22 protein-coding genes are annotated in these 18,549 nt (G+C 67.7%); 12 read left to right on the top strand and 10 right to left on the bottom strand.

What is annotated here, in order from left to right; translation table 11 throughout:
- Window positions 1-40: 40 nt before the first annotated feature.
- The 4 genes from ACWDSI_RS07110 to ACWDSI_RS07095 form a co-directional block, all read right to left on the bottom strand.
- Window positions 41-688 carry a LutC/YkgG family protein gene (locus ACWDSI_RS07110; RefSeq protein WP_449756089.1) on the bottom strand — a complete coding sequence of 216 codons (648 nt, stop codon included), beginning with the start codon at window positions 686-688 and terminating at the stop codon, window positions 41-43.
- The gene (locus tag ACWDSI_RS07105; RefSeq protein WP_449756088.1) at window positions 685-2,199 is read right to left on the bottom strand and encodes a LutB/LldF family L-lactate oxidation iron-sulfur protein; all 1,515 of its coding nucleotides are present in this window, start codon (window positions 2,197-2,199) and stop codon (window positions 685-687) included. The genes ACWDSI_RS07110 and ACWDSI_RS07105 overlap by 4 nt, the downstream gene beginning before the upstream one ends.
- Complete coding sequence (locus ACWDSI_RS07100) at window positions 2,196-2,936, bottom strand: (Fe-S)-binding protein (protein WP_449756087.1); 741 nt, start codon at window positions 2,934-2,936, stop codon at window positions 2,196-2,198. The genes ACWDSI_RS07105 and ACWDSI_RS07100 overlap by 4 nt, the downstream gene beginning before the upstream one ends.
- A gap of 179 nt (window positions 2,937-3,115) precedes the next feature.
- Window positions 3,116-3,541: an acyl-CoA thioesterase gene (locus ACWDSI_RS07095; protein ID WP_449756211.1), complete on the bottom strand. Its 426-nt coding sequence runs from the start codon at window positions 3,539-3,541 to the stop codon at window positions 3,116-3,118.
- Between the two features lie 170 nt (window positions 3,542-3,711).
- Here ACWDSI_RS07095 and ACWDSI_RS07090 point away from each other — a divergent pair, with 170 nt between their 5' ends.
- A complete protein-coding gene (locus tag ACWDSI_RS07090; protein WP_449756210.1) occupies window positions 3,712-4,977 on the top strand; it encodes a cation:proton antiporter in 1,266 nt (421 codons plus the stop codon).
- A gap of 102 nt (window positions 4,978-5,079) precedes the next feature.
- Here the strand turns inward: ACWDSI_RS07090 and ACWDSI_RS07085 are convergent, their stop codons facing one another.
- Window positions 5,080-5,406: a transglycosylase family protein gene (locus ACWDSI_RS07085; RefSeq protein WP_449745213.1), complete on the bottom strand. Its 327-nt coding sequence runs from the start codon at window positions 5,404-5,406 to the stop codon at window positions 5,080-5,082.
- A gap of 397 nt (window positions 5,407-5,803) precedes the next feature.
- On the opposite strand from ACWDSI_RS07085, the gene ACWDSI_RS07080 reads away from it, so the two are divergent.
- Window positions 5,804-6,565 (top strand): enoyl-CoA hydratase, encoded by a 762-nt coding sequence (locus tag ACWDSI_RS07080; protein WP_449756209.1) that lies wholly within the window; start codon window positions 5,804-5,806, stop codon window positions 6,563-6,565.
- Window positions 6,566-6,584: 19 nt separating this feature from the next.
- Here the strand turns inward: ACWDSI_RS07080 and ACWDSI_RS07075 are convergent, their stop codons facing one another.
- Window positions 6,585-7,811, bottom strand: coding sequence for an AI-2E family transporter (locus ACWDSI_RS07075; protein WP_449756086.1), 1,227 nt, complete (start codon window positions 7,809-7,811; stop codon window positions 6,585-6,587).
- 244 nt (window positions 7,812-8,055) lie between these two features.
- On the opposite strand from ACWDSI_RS07075, the gene ACWDSI_RS07070 reads away from it, so the two are divergent.
- Window positions 8,056-9,270, top strand: coding sequence for an acyl-CoA dehydrogenase family protein (locus ACWDSI_RS07070; RefSeq protein WP_449756085.1), 1,215 nt, complete (start codon window positions 8,056-8,058; stop codon window positions 9,268-9,270).
- 22 nt (window positions 9,271-9,292) lie between these two features.
- Here ACWDSI_RS07070 and ACWDSI_RS07065 read toward each other — a convergent pair whose 3' ends face one another.
- Both ACWDSI_RS07065 and ACWDSI_RS07060 read right to left on the bottom strand, forming a co-directional pair.
- Complete coding sequence (locus ACWDSI_RS07065; RefSeq protein ID WP_449756084.1) at window positions 9,293-9,757, bottom strand: hypothetical protein; 465 nt, start codon at window positions 9,755-9,757, stop codon at window positions 9,293-9,295.
- Window positions 9,754-10,491, bottom strand: coding sequence for an RNA polymerase sigma factor (locus ACWDSI_RS07060; RefSeq protein ID WP_449756083.1), 738 nt, complete (start codon window positions 10,489-10,491; stop codon window positions 9,754-9,756). The genes ACWDSI_RS07065 and ACWDSI_RS07060 overlap by 4 nt, the downstream gene beginning before the upstream one ends.
- An 80-nt stretch (window positions 10,492-10,571) precedes the next feature.
- On the opposite strand from ACWDSI_RS07060, the gene ACWDSI_RS07055 reads away from it, so the two are divergent.
- The 7 genes from ACWDSI_RS07055 to ACWDSI_RS07025 all read left to right on the top strand — a co-directional run bounded on the left by ACWDSI_RS07055 (window position 10,572) and on the right by ACWDSI_RS07025 (window position 14,855).
- On the top strand, window positions 10,572-11,081 hold the full coding sequence (locus ACWDSI_RS07055; protein WP_449756082.1) for an Asp23/Gls24 family envelope stress response protein: 510 nt from the start codon (window positions 10,572-10,574) through the stop codon (window positions 11,079-11,081).
- 74 nt (window positions 11,082-11,155) lie between these two features.
- Window positions 11,156-11,500, top strand: a complete 345-nt coding sequence (locus ACWDSI_RS07050; RefSeq protein ID WP_449756081.1) for a hypothetical protein — start codon at window positions 11,156-11,158, stop codon at window positions 11,498-11,500.
- A complete protein-coding gene (locus ACWDSI_RS07045; protein ID WP_449745207.1) occupies window positions 11,493-11,675 on the top strand; it encodes a DUF2273 domain-containing protein in 183 nt (60 codons plus the stop codon). The genes ACWDSI_RS07050 and ACWDSI_RS07045 overlap by 8 nt, the downstream gene beginning before the upstream one ends.
- Entirely contained in the window at window positions 11,668-12,162 is a 495-nt protein-coding gene (locus ACWDSI_RS07040) for an Asp23/Gls24 family envelope stress response protein (RefSeq protein ID WP_449756080.1), read from the top strand. The genes ACWDSI_RS07045 and ACWDSI_RS07040 overlap by 8 nt, the downstream gene beginning before the upstream one ends.
- Window positions 12,159-12,833 carry a DUF6286 domain-containing protein gene (locus tag ACWDSI_RS07035; RefSeq protein WP_449756079.1) on the top strand — a complete coding sequence of 225 codons (675 nt, stop codon included), beginning with the start codon at window positions 12,159-12,161 and terminating at the stop codon, window positions 12,831-12,833. Before ACWDSI_RS07040 ends, ACWDSI_RS07035 begins: the two co-directional genes overlap by 4 nt.
- Entirely contained in the window at window positions 12,830-13,384 is a 555-nt protein-coding gene (locus tag ACWDSI_RS07030; protein ID WP_449756078.1) for a hypothetical protein, read from the top strand. The genes ACWDSI_RS07035 and ACWDSI_RS07030 overlap by 4 nt, the downstream gene beginning before the upstream one ends.
- Window positions 13,385-13,436: 52 nt before the next feature.
- Window positions 13,437-14,855: a WS/DGAT domain-containing protein gene (locus tag ACWDSI_RS07025; RefSeq protein ID WP_449756077.1), complete on the top strand. Its 1,419-nt coding sequence runs from the start codon at window positions 13,437-13,439 to the stop codon at window positions 14,853-14,855.
- Here the strand turns inward: ACWDSI_RS07025 and ACWDSI_RS07020 are convergent.
- Entirely contained in the window at window positions 14,785-15,675 is an 891-nt protein-coding gene (locus ACWDSI_RS07020; RefSeq protein WP_449756076.1) for a hypothetical protein, read from the bottom strand. The genes ACWDSI_RS07025 and ACWDSI_RS07020 overlap by 71 nt on opposite strands.
- Before the next feature lie 9 nt (window positions 15,676-15,684).
- Window positions 15,685-16,272, bottom strand: coding sequence for an HhH-GPD-type base excision DNA repair protein (locus tag ACWDSI_RS07015; protein WP_449756075.1), 588 nt, complete (start codon window positions 16,270-16,272; stop codon window positions 15,685-15,687).
- A 62-nt stretch (window positions 16,273-16,334) separates the two neighbouring features.
- Here ACWDSI_RS07015 and ACWDSI_RS07010 point away from each other — a divergent pair, with 62 nt between their 5' ends.
- Window positions 16,335-16,856, top strand: coding sequence for a hypothetical protein (locus tag ACWDSI_RS07010; protein ID WP_449756208.1), 522 nt, complete (start codon window positions 16,335-16,337; stop codon window positions 16,854-16,856).
- Window positions 16,857-17,018: 162 nt separating this feature from the next.
- Window positions 17,019-18,536, top strand: coding sequence for a sugar porter family MFS transporter (locus ACWDSI_RS07005; protein ID WP_449756074.1), 1,518 nt, complete (start codon window positions 17,019-17,021; stop codon window positions 18,534-18,536).
- Window positions 18,537-18,549: the final 13 nt, after the last annotated feature.

The following is an 18,549-nucleotide window of genomic DNA, read 5'->3' as shown; positions in this document are numbered from 1 at the left end:
ATTTCGTCATGCCGGGTATTTCGTCATGCCGGGTATTTCGTCAAGCCGGGTCGGTGACCACGATGACGTGCAGTGCCCGGGGCCCGTGCACTCCCTCGACCCGGTCGAGTTCGATGTCGCTCGTCGCGCTCGGGCCGCTGATCCAGGTTTGCGGCCGGCCCGCAGAGCCCTGCTCGACGAGACGGGCGACGGCTTCGGGGACGTCGCTGACGATCTGCTCTGCTGCCACGAGGCAGATGTGCACGTCGGGAACCAGGGTCACCGCCCGACGCCCTTGTCCGGCAGCGTGATCGAGCACGATGGTGCCGGTGTTGGCGATGCCGACGGCGGCGGTGGTCACCACCGCGCCGACGCCGTCGAGTGCGGCAGCCGACAGGTCGTCGTCGGTGATCCACGACGTCACGCCGTCGGCTGCGGCACCCAGCAGTGTGCGTACCGTTGCGTCGGCCAGCACCGGTCCGTCGACGGCATCCAGTGCCGCGCCGACGTGCTCGGCGAGCCGGTCGGTGCTCACCCGCTCCACGACGGCCTTGTAGTCGGCGACGCGCTCGGCGAACCGATCCACCAGACCCAGGTCGCCGGTGCTCACCGGCTCACCATAGGACCAGTCCACGAGAGTCGCGTCTCCGGCGGGTACATCGGCGAGCGCCGCACGCACACGGCCCAGAATGTCGGCCCGCGCACTCATCGCTGGTCTCCGTTCCGGTTGCCGCGCTCGCGTTTCCACCAGTCGCGGAATGTCTCGGCGGGTGGCACCGGGGTGTCGCGGGCACTCGACCACGGCGTCATCGGCCACGGCAACGCACCCAGGGTTCGGCGCGCGCCGAAGAACCGGTGACTCGTGGTGGCCGCCTTCTGCGCCGCCTCGAGGCGACGGTGATCGCCGAACACCACCTCCATGGCCTTCATCGCGGCCGCTTCCGCCGAAGGGAGGCCGCCACGGTGCTCGTCGACCACCCGGGTTCGCAGATGCACCAACAGATCCGGGATGGGGATGCGGACCGGGCACACGTCGAAGCACGCCCCGCACAGACTCGACGCATACGGCAGGGATTGGTCGACCTTCGATGACGTGCCACGTAACTGCGGGGTGAGGATGGCGCCGATCGGCCCCGGATACACCGAGCCGTAGGCGTGCCCGCCGGTGCGTTCGTACACCGGACACACGTTGAGGCATGCCGAACATCGGATGCAGCGCAGTGCGGCGCGGCCCACCTGGTCGGCCAGTACCGTGCTCCGGTTGTTGTCGAGGAGCACGATGTGCACGTTCTGCGGCCCGTCGCCGGGTGTCACCCCGGTCCAGATCGACGTGTACGGATTCTCCCGCTCCCCGGTGCTCGAGCGCGGCAGCACCTGCAGAAACACTTCCAGATCTGCCCAGGTGGGCAGGATCTTCTCGATGCCGACGACCGAGATCAGGGTTTCCGGCAGGGTCAGGCACATGCGTCCGTTGCCCTCGGATTCGACCACCACCAGGCTGCCGGTGTCGGCGACGGCGAAGTTGGCGCCGCTGATCCCGACCTTGGCGCGCAGGAACTTTTCGCGCAGGTGCAGCCGGGCCGCCTCGGCGAGCGCCTTCGGGTCGTCGGACAGGTCGGTCGGTGCCGGGCGCCCCACCTCCTTCATGCGCCGCAGGAAGATCTCGCGCACCTCGGCGCGATTGCGGTGGATGGCGGGTACCAGGATGTGGCTGGGCCAGTCGTCGCCGAGCTGCACGATCAGTTCGGCGAGATCGGTCTCCCAGGCGTCGATGCCGGCTGCGGCGAGGGCCTCGTTGAGTTCGATCTCCTGGGTGGCCATGGATTTCACCTTGACCACCTCGTCGGCGCCCGACGCGCGGACGAGGTCGACGACGATGCGATTGGCCTCGGCGGCGTCCGACGCCCAGTGCACGGTGGCACCGGCGGCGGTGGCCTTGGCCTCGAACTCTTCGAGGTAGGTGTCGAGGTGGCGCAGCGTCCGGTTCTTGATTGCTTCCGCGGCCAGCCGGAGCTGTTCCCAGTTGTCGAGTTCGTCGACCACCTCGGCTCGCTTGTCGCGGATGATCCCGGTGGCGTGGGCCAGATTCCGGCGCTGGGTGGTGTTTGCCAACTCCGTCCTGGCCGCGGCGGGGAACTTCGGCATCCCGACGAAGGTGGAGGTGACCCCGACGTGGGGGTGATCGATCCCGGTGGTGTGCGGGCGCGCGGAGGTGGTCATGCCGGCTCCTTCTCGGTGGACGCCAGAATCTCCGCGAGATGCATGGTGCGCACCCCCGACCGCTCCCGGGACAGTAGCCCGCCGATATGAGCCAGACATGAATTGTCTCCGGCCACAAGCACTTCCGCGTCGGTATCCTTCACGTGACCGGCCTTGTCGCCGCCCATGGCCACCGAGACGTCGGCGTTCTTCATCGCGAACGTACCGCCGAACCCGCAACATTGCTCGGCGCCAGGCAGTTCCACCAGGTCGATGCCCTTCACCTCGCGCAACAGGCGCAACGGTTTGTCGCCCACCCGCAGCATCCGCAATGAATGACAGGTGGGATGGTAGGTCACGCGGTGCGGGAAGTAGGCACCCACATCGGTCACGCCGAGCACATCGACGAGGAACTCGCTGAGCTCGAAGAACTTGGGCGCCAACACATCCACGGCCGCGCGCAACGAGCGGTCACCGGTGCGGTCGGCCACGTCGGCGTGCTGATGACGGACCGACCCGACACACGAGCCCGACGGTGCCACCACCGCGTCGTAGTCGCCGAACACGTCGGCGAACTGCCGCACGCCCGCGATCGCCTCCTGGGCGTAGCCGGTGTTGGTGAACATCTGACCGCAACAGGTCTGTTCGATCGGGAACTCCACCTCGACACCGAGCCGTTCGAGAAGAAGCACCGTTGCACGTGGGGTGTTCGGCCACATCGTGTCGTTGAAACAGGTCGCGAACAAGGCGACTCTCATCGGGCGACCACCACCCGGGTCTGCGCGCGCCGGAACAGTCGTGTGTGCATGGGACACCGCCAGGGACTAGGGGGCTGATGGGCCGTCATTCCCTGTGATCCGGCCTCGCCCAAAACGCTAAGTGCTGTCGGCGCGGACCGTCAACAGATGCGATGTCGTCGGCGCGGTACCGGGGTGTGTCACTGCGCTGAGCGCCAGGCCGCGCGTCGTTGCTCGGCCTCCCGGAATCGACGCTTCTGGTCGGCGGTTCTTGGTTGCAACGACGGCACCGGATGGGGGCGGCCGTCGTCATCCATCGCGACCATCGTGAAGTAGCAGCTATTGGTGTGTCGGCGTACCCCGGTGTGAATGTTCTCGGTCTCCACCCGGATGCCCACCTCCATCGACGTTCGCCCGGTGTAGTTGATCGACGCCGACAGAATGAGCAGTTCGCCCACCCGGATCGGTTCGCGGAAGATCACCCGGTCCACCGACAGCGTGACGGCATAGCGACGCGAATACCGGCTGGCGCAGGCGTAGGCCACTTCGTCGAGCAGCTTGAGAAGTGTGCCGCCGTGGACGTTTCCGGTGAAGTTGGCCATGCCGGGCGTCATCAGCAGTGACATCGACAGATGCGCGCGGTCGTCGTCGCTCACCTGAAGGGGACCGGTGTCATCCGCTGCGCCCTCAACGGTTGCGGCCACAATGGGTGCACCGGGTACTCCGTGCGCCGATCGTCCGGTGGGCTCCATGGGGAGAGCCTATTCGGGTGTCGACCGGGCGGCGCACCTTCTCGATGACCCAATGTCACGTCGAGGGCACCGTGCGGCAGGATGAGCGGGTGATCGTGCTCGCTGCCTCGGAATCGTCGTCGTCGGCGGTGCTGACCCTTTTCTGGGTGGCGTTGGCCGCAGTGCTGGCCCCGCTGATCGCCCGCGCCTGCCGGGGCTTCGTGCCGGAGGTCGTGGTGCTGCTGACCGTTGGGGTGGTGCTGGGGCCGCACATGCTGGGGTGGACCGATCCCGATCAGATCGCGGTGCTCAGCCAGCTGGGCCTGGGCATGCTGTTCCTGCTGGCCGGGTACGAACTCGATCCGGACCTCTTGCGAGGCCGGCCCGGAGCGGTTGCGGGGATCACCTGGTTGGTCAGTCTCGTGCTGGCCGGAGCGGTGGTCGGCTTGTTGCTGTCGATCAATTTCTCCCAGGACGTGGCGGTGGCCATCGCGATGACCTCCACCGCGCTGGGCACACTCCTACCGATCCTCAAGGCCGACAATCTGCTGGGCACCTCGCTGGGGCGTGGGGTGATGGCGCACGGCGCGATCGGTGAACTCGGGCCGATCCTGGCGATGTCATTGCTGCTGACCAGTCGGAGCGTGGTGGCCGCCGTGGTGGTGATCGCGCTGTTCGGTGTGGCGACGGTACTGCTGGCGGTGGTGCCCCGCAGGTTGGCCGCCCGTGTTCCCGGTGTGCGTCGGGTGGCGGTGGAACTCGGTGGCGGTACCACCCAGCTGCCCATTCGGGTGGTGCTGTTGTTGTTGCTGGCGCTGATGGCGATCGCCGCGGTGTTCGACCTCGACGTGGTGCTCGGGGCCTTTGCCGCCGGCGGCATCCTCCGGTGGCTCATCGGTGAGCAGTATCCGGTGATCGCCCGGTCGTTGGAGGTCATCGGATTCGGCTTGTTGATCCCACTGTTCTTCGTCACTTCCGGAATGGGCATCGATCCGCGCGCGGTCACCGGTAACCCGTTGGGGTGGGTGGTCCTGGTGCTGGGTATCGGGGTGGCCCGGGGCGTGCCGGTGTGGTTCGCCGAACGCTTCGTGGGCAGGGACGCTGCGGTGGTACCGCCACGCGAACGCGTGCAGTTGGCCCTCTATGCCGCCACCGGACTACCGATCATCGTGGCGGTGACACAGGCGGCCGTCGACGCCGAACTGATGTCTCCGACAAAGGCGTCGCTACTGGTGGCCGCGGGAGCCACCACGGTCCTGCTTTTTCCGTTGATCGCACGTCTCATCGGTGCCCGGTCGGTGCCGCAGGCGGGTGGAATCGACACGGCCTGAGTCGCCGGACGCCGACACCCGGCCGAGTGCGCCGAAAGCGCACCACGGTCGGGTGTCGGTGGTCAACGGGTGGTGCCGCGGGTCATGCGGTCACGTGTGAGGTCAGAGGTACTGACCGCACACCGGCCACGCGCCCGGGCCCTGCGTGGCGAGGACGTTCTCCGCGACGCGGATCTGTTCCTCGCGCGACGCGTTGCTCGCGCTGCCGCTACCGCCGTTGGCCTCCCAGGTGCTCTGCGTGAACTGCAGGCCGCCGTAGTAGCCGTTGCCGGTGTTGATCGCCCAGTTGCCGCCGCTCTCGCACTGTGCAACGGCGTCCCAGTTGTGGCTGTCTGCCGAGGCGGTCGCGGTGGCGACGCCGAAGGGGGCCAGGGCCAATGCGCCGATCAGGCCGGCGCGCATCGCGGTCTTCTTCATCCGCATGGTCATCGTTCCTCCTATCGGCCACCCGATACTTCCGGGCGGCGTGATCTCGGACCGTGGGCGACCATACGGATCGGTCACGGAAAGGTCACGCCGAGGTTCTGACCTGCGACCACCCGATCACGCTGAGATAACGCTGTGGATTTCCGGAGAAGTCCCTGCGCATCGCGGCGTGTCGGCGTGCGATGGGCGTCGCCGGGACCGGCGTCGAAGTGTGAGGGGGAACACGTGCAGAATGTGGTGTGGGACACAGCGCGACGCCGGGTCTTGTCCCCTCGAGTCCGGTGCCCGCCGCAACCCGCGAGAACGGCCGCAAGAAGTGAGACGACAGGGAGCAATCGTGAGCACGAACGAGATCGGTACCGCCGAGGGTGCCACCACCCAGCCGGCCGGATCCGCTGCGGTGCACGTGCACATCGACGGTCCGATCGGTGTGATCACCCTCTCGGAGTCACGACGACGAAACCCCATGTCGGTGGCGACCATGACGGCCCTGACGACCACGCTGTGGGACTTCGATCGCGATCCGACCGTGCGTGTGGTGGTGATCCGGGCGCTCGGTCCGGCGTTCTCCGCCGGACACGATCTCGGCGAACTCGTCGACCGCACCCTCGATGACGAGCGCGCGGTCTTCGCGTCCTGCGTCGACATGATGAGCGCGGTGCACGACATCCGGCAGCCGGTGATCGCCGAGGTGGCCGGATTGGCGTTCGCGGCGGGGTGTCAGCTCGTGGCGACCTGTGATGTGGCCGTCGCGGCCACCACCGCTGTCTTCGGCACACCCGGGGTGCGCATCGGTCTGTTCTGCTCCACCCCGATGGTGGCGCTGACACGCGCGATCGGCCGCAAGCGCGCGATGAAGATGCTGCTCACCGGCGACCCCGTCGACGCGCACACCGCCGCCGACTGGGGCCTGGTCAACGACGTGGTCAACCCTGAGGCGCTGGCGTCGACCGTGCGTGAGTTGGCGCTGCGGATCGCCGCGGCCAGCGCCTCGACGATCGCGATCGGCAAACGGGCGTTCTACGCGCAGATCGATCGGGACGAGGCGGAGGCGTACCGGCTGATGAGCGAGACGATGGCGACCAATGCGATGACCTGCGATGCGCAAGAAGGGATGTCGGCGTTCCTGGCCAAACGGGACCCGGTCTGGTCCGACCGCTGACGGGTGGTCGCGCCCGCGTTCACCCGCGTGTGGGTGTACCGCCGGAATCGGGGCCGGGAGTGTCGGGGCCCGCCGTGTTCGTGTCCTCGCCTGCGTCGGGCGCGGCGTCGAGATTCCCGGCGTCCTCGTCCATAGGCGAGGGATCGACGAGGTCGGAGGGCTTCTCGGGCCGCTTGGAGGTCAGCAGGACGTCGGCCCACCGTGCCGAGGGGTCGATGTCGATGAGCATCGCCTTGGCGAACAAGGTGAGCGGCACCGCGAGGATCGCCCCGAGCGGTCCGATCACCCACGCCCAGAAGATCAGTGACAGAAAGGTCAGCGTGGTCGACAGGCCCACCGAATCGCCGACGAACTTGGGTTGAATGATGGACTGGATCACGAAATTGATCACCGAGTAGACGACGATCACCCAGACCATCAGCACCCAGCCGCCGTCGAGCAGACCCAGCAGCGCGGGAGGGATGACGCCGATCACGAACCCGATGTTCGGGATGTAGTTGGTGATGAACGAGAGCAATCCCCACAGGATCGGCAGCGGAATGCCCATCAGCGCCAGGGCCCCGGTGTCGAACGCCGCCACGATGAGTCCGAACACGGTGGACACCCAGAGGTAGGAGCGGGTGCCGGTGCTGAACGAGGTGAATGCCGCGGCTACGTCGGGGCGGTCGCGTCGGAGCACCTCCATGCGTTCGCTCGAGCCCACCGAATCGAACGCCATGAACAGCAGCGTGATGAGCACGAGTGTCAGCGCGGACGCCACACCCATGGTGCTCGACACCACGTTGCCCACCGCGCTGATCACCTTGCCGGAGTCGACGTTGGCAATCATGTCGTGAACCTTTTGCTGGCTCACGCCATGGCTGGTCAAAAACTTCTGGAAGTCGTCGAGAAGGTCGTTGAACTTGGCCGAGTACTGCGGGAGGATCGTCGCCAACCGGGCGACCGAGTAGGTGAGCGCAGCGAAGAGCCCGATGATGATGCCGTACACCAGCAGAATGGTGACGATCAGTGCCGACCAGGCGGGCCACCCCTTCCGGCGCAGCCAGCTCGGTACCGGCGCCACGGCCACCGTCAGCATCAGTGCCAGGAAAACCGGCCCCACAAGGGAACCGATGGACCTGATGCCCAACACCGTCACCACGAGGCCGGTGATCGACAGCAACACCACGGTGCCGCGCGGCAGGGACCAGTCCGGCGCGTTGGGCCGGGTGGACTCTCTCGGGTCGGCAGCCTTGGTGCGCGCCATGTGTTCCTCTCGCCGCGCGGCCGCGGCCGCGTGTGGTCGGGTGTTCTCCGGGCCCTTGGCTGAAGGATAGGTGACGATTGCCCGTTCCGAGCCCCGGTCGCACCGCCTTGCAGCGCGCGGGTGCGTATTTTTTCTCGTGGCGGCCGAAAGGGTGGGCAGTTCTCACGCCTGCCGCGACACTGTTCGGGTTGCCGACGGCCGCACGGGTCGGATCCGGCTTCACCGACGACGAAAGGATCCGACAGTGACCGCGACATCCATTCGCGCCTACACCGATGCCCAACTCGACGAGGTCTTCTCCCCGGTGTTCGCCCGCATCGCCGAGGGCGCCGTGGCCCGCGAGACCGATCGCGCGCTCGCCCACGACGAGGTGCGAGCGCTCAAGGACGTCCGATTCGGTGCGCTGCGTGTGCCGGTCGAGCTCGGTGGTTACGGCGCCTCGGTCCGCCAGCTGTTCGGTCTCCTGATCGACCTCGCGGCCGCGGAATCCAATCTGCCCCAAGCACTCCGGGTGCACTGGTCGTTCGTGGAGGATCAGTTGCTCGCCGACGACCCCGTCGCGCGGGACCGCTGGCTGCGGGCCGTGGCGGGCGGCACCCTGGTGGGAAATGCGATCACCGAACCCGGGGTGGGCGCGGCCGATCGCTACCGCACCACGGTCACCGCCGACGGCGACGGATGGGTGGTCAACGGCACCAAGTACTACAGCACCGGGAGTCTGTACGCCGATCACATCCTCGTCGCTGCCGACTCCGACGGTGACCGGGTCTCGGTGCTGGTCGACGCCGATGCGCCCGGCGTCATCCAGCACGACGACTGGGATGGTTTCGGTCAGCGTCTGACCGCCAGCGGCACAACGGAATTCCACGACGTCACGGTGCCCGCTGAGCGTCTGCTCGGCGCGGGGTACGGGGCTCCCGGCCGCACCTATGCGACCTCCTACCTGCAGCTCGTGCAACTCGCGGTGCTGGCCGGGATCGCGCGACGCGCCCTCGACGACACCGTTGAGTGGGTGCGTGACCGGACCCGCACCTTCAGTCATGCCGCCGCCGATCTGCCGCGGGAGGATCCGCTGGTGCAGCAGGTGATCGGACGCCTGTCCGCGGCCGCCTACACCGCCCGGGTGCTGGTGCTCGACGTTGCGGCCACCCTCGATGAACTCCTCGACGCCGGCGGCACGGACGAACGGCTGCTCGACAAGGCAGAGTTCGACGTGGCGCGGGCACAGCAGTCCGTGATCACCACCGTGCTGGACGCCACCACGCAGCTGTTCGAGGTCGGCGGCGCATCCATCACCAGCGAACGACTGCGCCTCGATCGTCACTGGCGCAACGCGCGGACCATCTCCGCGCACAATCCCCTGATCTACAAACTGCGGGCGGTGGGCGCGCACGAACTCAACGGTGCCGACCTGCCCTACGCGTGGAGCGCGGGTGACCGGCGGGCCGACCGGTCCTGATCGTCCGACCCGCCCGCGCCGGTCAGCTCAGCCATTCCCGGGTGTAGAGGTCCTGCCAGCGCACATCGATCGACCGGCGTGCCACATCGCTCGAGCGCGGCCCCAGCGTCGCGGTCAGTACCTCGTCGGCCACGTCGCGGACGCGGTCGGAGTCGCCGACGAGGTCGTCGTGGTAGCGCGCGATCAGCCCTATCCGGACCCGGGCGAGTTGCGCGTCGTCGCCGTCGAGGGTGACCTGTACCACCAGTCGGCCCAACCGTTGACGGATCCGGGTGGCAAGCAGCTGCCTGATCACACGATCACTCACCTCGATGCCCGTCGAGTCGGTGTCCAGCCGCCGCGCGGGGCGGCGTACCCGCTCGAGATTTCCGGTGATCGACGAGATGAGCCGGCCCACGTCGGCGTCGGGTTCGCTCAGGCGTCGACTCGCATCGACCAGCCACGAGTCGGTGTGATCGGGGTCGTCGTCGAGGTATGTCTCACTCATGGCTGTCCTCCTCCCGGTCGGGTGCGCGATGGCCGTCCAGTGAGGCCTTTGGTTGGGGCCGTAAGGCGTTGGGGAGCCGCCGCGGTGTCGGGCCGCCAGGGCGACAGGCGCGTGGCCAGGTATTTGCGGCTTCGCTGCAGGTGCCCCCGCACGGAGCCGACGGAGATCTGCAGCACCCGCGAGATCTCGGTCAACGAGAGTCCCTCGGCCTCTCGGAGCCACCATACGGCGCGTGACGTTTCGGGCAAGGTGGCCAGTTCGCGGCGTAGCGCCTCGACGAGACTCATCCGGACCGCCTCGTCGGCGGGGAGCGACCGTGCGTCGGCGAGGTCGGCGAAGCGTCGGTCGTCGGTCGGCACGTCGCGTCGTCGGCGCCAGTGATCGACGGTCTTGCGATGGGCGATGCCGAACATCCAGGTGCGAAACGAACTTCGGAAGGCGAAATCCGGGAGCCCACGCCAGGAGTCGAGCAGTGTGTCCTGCGCCAGATCCTCCGCGGTCTGCGGGTCGTCGACCATGCGACGCAGGTAGCGCAGCAGCGGTTCGGACACCTTCTGCACCAGAATCGCGAAGGCCTCCGTGTCGCCGGCGGCCGCGGCGGCGGCGAGTTCGTCGTCGGAGAGGGTGGACAGATCGAGTCCGGGAGACAACTCGGGGCGCTGCCGCGTCCCCCCGGCCGAGGCATCGCTGTGTCCGGCATCACCGAAATCGACGCGTGCAGAAATTGCTTCCACTACGACTGACCTTATACGGGTGCGGCCGGGGGTCGCGCCCATCCCGCACCGTGAGGTGCCGAAGCGACAAAGGAGCGTCCATGTCCGAAACCTCATCGACAACGTCATCCACCACAGCAACCGGAGACGCCACCCAGGAGAACGGCTCCGGCAACGCGTTGACCCTCGCCGATTCGTCGAAGAGCAAGGCCGCGGCCAAGCCCGTGGGAGAACGCGGCAAGACGTCGATCGCCGATCAGGTGGTCGCCAAGATCGCCGGCATCGCCACCCGTGAGATCAGTGGCGTCTACGACGTCGGCGGCACCACCGAGCGGATGGTGGGCCGGGTGCGTGAGGTGCTGCCCGGCACCGCCACCAGCACCACACAGGGCATCAACGTCGAGGTCGGTGAACGACAGGCCGCGGTGGACGTCTCGATCGTCGCCGACTACGGAGTCGCGATCCACCAGCTCGCCGCGGCCATCCGCCGCAACGTCGTCACCGCGATCGAGCAGATGACCGGCCTCGAGGTCACCGAGGTCAATGTCACCGTCCACGACATCCACTTCGGCGACGAGGACGACACCCCCGAGACGCCGAGGGTGCAGTGATGTCCCCATCCGAACCGCTGTCAGCGACCGATGCGGCGGTCCCGGGCTCGGACAGCGGGTCGGCGGCCGAACGCGTGGTCGCCGCGGTCGGCGCCGTCCCCGGGGTCACCGGTTTGTACGCCGGAGCCTTCGGGGAGATCGCCACCTACCTGCCGGGCGGTCGAGTCGGTGGCATCACGTTGTCGGACAACGCAGGTGAAGTGCACATCGTCGTCGACATGGCACACGATCTGCGTGCCGTTGCCGAACAAGCCGCCGATGCCGCCTCCGCTGTCGCCGGTGTACCGGTGTCGGTGGTGGTCGAAGACATCAGTGTCGGCGGTGCAGCGACGCAGGAGCCTGAAGAAACACAGCAGCCTGAACAAACACAGCAGCCTGAAGAAGAACAGCCGTCCACAGGGGTGAAAAACGATGGGTAACAACGCGATGTTGGGTCTGCTGGCCGGATTGCTGCTTGCGATCGCGGCCACCACCGGCGGGTTCGGCGGGTTCATCCTGGCGGTTCTGCTCGGTGCTTTCGGTTTGGCGCTTGGGCTGCACCGGGACGGCTCGATCGATCTCGGTGCGATCCTGAAGAGCCGGAACCGTGGCTGACGCGGTCACCGTCACCGTCGGTGCCACCGACGCCGGCACGTCGGGTACCGCAGCGCCGGCCCACGCACCGGGAGTGGCTGCGCAGGAGCCGGATTCCGACGTCCGCGGATCGTTGGTGCTCGCCGACCGCGTGGGCGTCAAGATCGCCGAACGGGTCGCCCTCGACGTAGACGGTGTGATCCGCACCGACAGCGGCGGCCCGTCGGTTCTGGGCGCGATCAATCCGCTGTCGAGCGGCTACCCGTCGGCGAGCGTCGACATGTCGCAGACCGCGCCGACCGTCTCGTTGACGGTCGCGTTGAGGTGGCCCTGCGCGGTGGCCGCGGTGTGCGCACGTACCCGCGACCATGTCGCCGACGAGATCGCCCGCCTCACCGGCGTGCGCCCGGTGCGGGTCGACGTGACCGTCGCCCGGATCGTGTCGGGGGAGGCAGTCCGTCGTCGGCGCGACGGCTACATCGAACTACCCGTCCCGGAGGAGACATGACCACGTCCACCGACCACGAACCGCACGACGACGAGAAGACCCGTCGGATCGCCATCGCCCGCACCGCAGACACGCATCAGGGCAAGGTCTTCGCGCCGTCGTCGACGCCGGTCGCCGTGGTGGGGGGCGTGGTGATCGCGTTCGTCCTGCTGGCACTGGTCATCGTCGCGATCCGCGATCTGGTGGTACAGGCGGGCTGGGTGTCGGGTACCCGATGGTCGCGGGAAGGGGCCGATTGGGTGGCCCGCAGCACCTGGCAACAGTGGATGTGGCCGGTTGCGATCGCGCTGATCCTCATCGGCCTGTGGTTGTTGTGGTCGGCGGTCCGGACGCGTCGCCGTACCCACGTGAGCCTCGGCGGCTACGAGGTGATGTGGACGCGGCGCGGTGACATCGCCCGGCGCATCAGTACGGCGGCGTTGTCGGTGCCGGGGGTGGAGCACGCCACCACCGTGGTGGGCCGCCGCCGGGCGAAGGTCGTGGTGACCGCGACCGATACGCATCCCGACGCCGACGCGATCCGCGCCGCGGTGGCGTCCGCGGCGGCAGCCCCGGAGAAACCGCTGCGGGTGAAGGTCAAGATCGTCGCGCGCCGCCGCGCAGGGGAGAGCCAACGCGCAGGGGAGAGCCACCGCACGGGGGAGAGCAACCGCGAAGGAGAGGACTCATGAACCGCGGACCCGCCACATTGCATCGCATCACCGCAGGCATCTTCGGCATCGCCGTCCTGCTGGTCGGCGTCGGTGCAGTGCTCTGGCAGCTTCACGTGCCCGTCGTGCGCGAGTGGGCCGACCACCTCGACGCGGGCTGGGCGTCGCGCGCGGCGAGGACGGACTGGTGGATCGTGGTGCTCTTCGGCGTCGCCATCGTCGGCCTGGTCTGGAGCTGGTCACTCCTGGCCACCGCGATCCGACCGAACAAGGTGGACGATCTCGAACTCTCCGGCAGCAACGCCGACGGGCGGCTCACCGTGGCGCCCAAGTTGATTGCCGCCGCGGTCGCCGACGATCTCGCCGGCAACACCATGTTCGACGAGGTCACCGCCAAGGCGCTCGACGACCGCGGCCGAAAGATCATCAGGATCACGGTGACCGCTCCTCCCACCTATTCCTATGACGAGATCGCCGCCGTGCTCGGACCCGAGGTCCAGCGCGTCCGAACCGCCGTGGACGGCTCGGACGTGCATGTGCAAGCGCTGGTGCATCTGCACACGGTCAGCTGATCGCCGTCGTGTCGGTCACCTCCGGTGGACTCCCCGGACTACCGTGACGCTGATGCAACCGATGTCGGCCGGCGATGCGCAGGCGTTCTGGATGGCGCCGATCATCCCCAACGACCAGTTCGTCGTCTTCGGCTTCACCGATTCCGCGAACGACGGTGTGCAACCGGACGGTGTGGGACTCGACGGTGTGGGACTCGAGGACATCGCGACATGGGTCCGGCGGCGCGCGGAGGGCGTCGACGATCTGCGACTGCGTGTGAAGCCCGTGCCGGGCGACCTCGACCGTCCGTACTGGGTGCAGGCGCCGGTCGACGACGACCAGATCCGGCTCCACCGCACCGCGACGGAGTGGACGCAGTGTCTTCACGTTCTCGGCGAGCAGATGGCCGATCAGCTCGACGCGACCCGACACGATTGGCGCGCACACATTTTCGGACCCGTCACCGACGTGATGGTGGCCGGGCGGCGCCACACCGCGGTGGTGGTGGCCTTGCAGATCAGCCACGCCCTCGGCGACGGTCGACGCACCGCCGCCATCGCGCGCGAACTGTTCGGGCCCGATTTCCGCACCGAAGCCCACCCCCGCACCGGACACGGTGCGGCCCGGCCGCGCGCGATGCCGGCGCCGGTGTTCACCGCGGTACGGGGTGCGGCGCGACTGCCCATCGAGCTGGCCGCGATGCTCGCACTCGGGGTGCGCGCGTTCCGGCTCGAGCGGACCGCCGCACCGCGCCCGGCGGGAGGTGTCGCGCTCACCGCACTCAACCGCCCACCCGGACGCGACCGGCAGTTGCGTACCGTCACCGTCGACCGCGATCGCCTGCGCGTGTGTGGGCACAGCGTCACCGTGGGCGCGCTGCTTGCCATCTCGATGGCGTTACCGGAGTATCTCGGCGGTGTCGAAGGCCGGTGTGCCGTGGAGCTGACCATCGCACGAAAGCCACAACCCAACGTGCGTAACAACTTCCGGAACGCCGGGGTCGATCTGCACGTTGCCGAACCCGACCTGCGCACGCGGGCCGGGCTGATCGCCACCGAGATCGACACCGTCCGCCGCGACGGCGACGATGCGGCACGGCGGGCATCACGGCGCGCCACCGCCGCGACACCGGCACCGCTACAACGGTGGGGGATAGGGAAATTCGATCCGACGGTGCGACCGGAACGGGTCACGGGTGTGACCGTGGTGTCGTCGGTCTACCGCGGCGCGGCCGATCTCACCCTCGACGGGCGTGCGGTGCTGATGACCGCAGGGTTTCCCGCGTTGTCGCCGGCCCAGGGATTGACGCACGGGGTGCACGGGATAGGCGACACCGTGACCATCTCACTGACCACGAGCACAGCCATCTGCCCCGACATCGACCGCTATGTCGACCTTCTCGAGTCCGCGATCGCGCGGATCACAGCTGAGAACGCGGACTGCGGGCCGGATCATGTCCGCTCGGGAGCGAGTTCTTCGGCGCCCGCGTGAGTCGCTTGGGTAGTCGGTCGGCCAGCCCGCCCAGCGGTGCCACCGTCTGATTGAGCAGATCCACGGTCTCGGCCAGTTCGTGCACGGTGTCCTGCATCGCCAGCAGGTTGGGTGCGAGCTGGCCGATCACCTCTGTCAGCTCGGTGATCCGGTCCAGCGGTCCCCCGGGCGCGATCGTTCGCTCGATGGCGCCGTTCTCGCCGACGAGTTGATCGAGCAAACCGCCGTCGGCGGCGAGCCGGTCGAGGATGCCACCCGGTTCGGTCACCTTCTCCAGCACGCCGTCGGGGGCGGTGAGCTGATCGACGATGCCCCCCTCCGACGTCAGCCGATCCAGGATGCCCTCGTCCTCGGTGAACTGATCGATGACACCGCCCTCGCGGGTGAGTCGATCGAGTGGACCGTCTTTGGCGGTGAGCCGCACCAGGATTCCGCCATCCTCGGTCATCTGGTCCAGAATGCCGCCGGGCGCGGTCAGCTTCTCGAGCAACCCGTCCGCAGCCGTGAGCCGGTCGACCACGCCCCCCGGGGTGACCAGCCTTTCGAGCGGTCCGCCGGGCGCCACCAGCCGCCCCAACGGACGCTCGGGCGACATCAGGTCGGCGAGCTGCGAGATGAGGGCCAGCGGTGCACGCGCGCCACCCACCTCGTCACCGCTTATCCCGAGCGCATGGTTCACCTCGTACTGAAAGCTGGCGGCGGTGATCCGCGCAATGCTCACGGCCGACTCCGCGGCGGTGAGGGCAACGCCGGTCGCAGCGAAGCCGAGCCTGAACGGCAGTTCGAGCAGCGTCCGCGCGTCCGGCTGATCAGAGCTCATGGCCGTACCCTAACCCGCCGTGGCGGAGGTACCGCCCGCTTTGGCCGCTGCCTTGGCGGCCTTCTTGAAATCACGGACCTTCTGCAACGAATCCGGATCAGTCACGTCGGCCACCGACCGGTAACCCTTCTTCCCGTAGTCTCCGACCACCGTCGTCCAGCCCCGCGGTTTCACCCCCAGCTGTTTCGCGAGCAACGCGGTGAAGATCTTGGCCTTCTGGTCACCGAATCCGGGTAGCGCGCGCAGCCGCGCGAACAGATCGGCGCCGCTGGTGGCGCCGGTCCAGATGGCAGCGGTGTCGCCGTCGTAGTCGTCGACCACCACCCGGGCCAGCTCCTGCACACGCCCCGCCATCGATCTGCCGTAGCGGTGGATGGCCGGTGGGGTGGCGCACAAGTCGGCGAACGCCTCCGGATCGGCGTCGGCGATCGCCGTCGGGTCCATGCTGCCGAATCGGTCGCGGATCTTCGCTGGTCCGGCGAAGGCGCGTTCCATCGGAAACTGCTGGTCCAAGAGCATTCCGGTGAGCAGCGCGAACGCATCCGACGACAGCAGTTCGTCGGCGGCCGCCTCCTGGGCAATCTGCAGTTTCGCCATGAGGCCATCGTAGGGACTCGTACACTGTCGCCATGTCCGGCGGGGTGGGTGTGAAGGTGTCGATGCGTCGATTCGTCCGCCGGCGCACCGCGCTTCGGTTGCGGCGTCGCAGCATCGTCGCCGTGGCGGCCGGGGCCATCGCGGTGATCGCGGGCGCGACGGCGCCGGTGGCGCAGGCGATTCCCGAGTACAGCGACCCCAACCTCGTCACCACACTCGACTGTCCGAGTGCCAACCCGTGGCCACTGGGTCCGCTGCCGGTGAAGGTCGACGTGTTCAACGGGATACGGTTCCCGGCCGACGGACTACCCGGCCCGGCGATCACCCTGATCGGTTCCATTCGGGGAAAGCCGCAACTTGTGGAGTACACCACGCAGGTCCGGGTCACCTGGCGCAATCTGGGCACCGGAGCCCGGGGTGTGGTGTCGGCGCCGAGTCGGGCACGCACGGTCAGCTGGCAGATCGATCTGCATCCGGGGCCGGGTCCGGTGGTTTTCACCATCCACCAGACGATCGGTGCCGTCGCATTTCTGCCGATGGTCAACCCGCAGTACTCGACGTGCCGTGGCGTCGCGAACGCCTAGGTCACGGAATCGTAGTGTCACGAAATCGTGAGATCGGGAACCCGTAGGTCACGAAACCGGTGGCAACTCACCGATTTCTGCGGATTCGCATTGTCACGCGGGTAGCGTGAATTCTCAGTAATCGCACAGGCGCATTTCGAGCAGTGAGGCGAGGTCGGTCAGATGGTCGATAAACAGCAGGCTGCCGAGGTGGCCGAACAGCACACCGCCAAGGTTCTCGGCGTGACGATCGCGGCCGCGGTGGGTGGTTTCCTCTTCGGATTCGACAGTTCGGTGGTCAACGGCGCCGTCGACTCGATTCAGAGCACTTTCGGGCTGGGTGATCTGTTCACCGGTTTCGCGGTGGCCATCGCGTTGCTCGGATGCGTGGTCGGCGCCTGGTTCGCGGGTCAACTCGCCGACGTGTGGGGCCGCAAACGCGTGATGCTTCTCGGGTCGGTGCTGTTCGTCATCTCGGCGATCGGGACCGCGTACACGCAGACGGTCTGGGACCTGTTGCTGTGGCGCGTGCTCGGTGGCCTGGGTATCGGTATCGCATCGGTCATCGCACCCGCCTACATCGCCGAGATCGCCCCCGCGCGCTACCGCGGCGCACTGGCCTCCATGCAGCAGCTCGCGATCACCCTGGGCATCTTCGCCGCCCTCCTGTCGGACACCTTGCTGCAGAACGCGGCGGGCGCGCCGCTCAACGACCTCTGGTGGGGGCTGGAGGCGTGGCGTTGGATGTTCCTGGTGGGCGTGGTTCCCGCCGCCGTCTACGGCATCCTGGCACTGTCGATCCCGGAGTCCCCGCGATACCTCGTCGGGCGCAACCGCGACGCCGAGGCGGCACGCATCCTCGAGGAGGTCACCGGCGAGCCTCATCCGCTCGAGCGCGTCAAAGAGATCAAACTGAGCGTCCGCCGGGAATCGAGGACGAAGCTCTCCGACATTCGTGGACCGTCGTTCGGGTTGCACCCGCTGGTCTGGGTGGGTATCTGGCTGGCCATCTTCCAGCAATTCGTCGGCATCAACGCGATCTTCTACTACTCGACAACCCTGTGGAAGTCGGTGGGCTTTTCCACCAGTGACGCCTTCACCACCTCGGTGATCACCTCCGCCATCAACGTCGCCATGACCTTCGTGGCCATCCTGTTCGTCGACCGGGTGGGCCGCCGCAACCTGCTGTTGTGGGGGTCGGTGGGCATGTTCATCGGGCTGCTGATGGCGTGTGTGGCGTTCACGCAGTCGTCGTATCAGCAGTCCGGGATGGTCGGTGATGTCACGTGTAACCCGGGTAACACCGACAAGGACTGTCTCACGCTGGCCGGCAATTGGGGCGTGATCGCGCTGATCGGGGCGAACCTGTTCGTCGTCGCATTCGCCGCCACCTGGGGCCCGGTCATGTGGGTGATGCTGGGCGAGATGTTCCCCAACCGCATCCGGGGTGTGGCACTGGGTGTGTGCACCGCGGTCAACTGGATGGCCAACTTCACCATCTCGATGCTGTTCCCGCAGGCATCGGCGACCCTCGGTCTCGGCTGGGTGTACGGATTCTTCGCGGCGTGTGCCGCGGCGTCGTTCTTCTACGTCCGGGCCAAGGTCGAGGAGACCAAGGGCATGGAACTCGAGGAAATGGACGCGGTGGCCGAGTCGTCGTTGTCGCGACTGGAAGCGACACGTGCGGCCAAGGCTCGGTAGAGGTTCCGCCACG

The organism is Gordonia sp. NPDC003429, assembly GCF_053588575.1.
The sequence above is the reverse complement of the archived record's forward strand: the minus strand, read 5'-3'. Positions and strand labels throughout refer to the sequence as shown.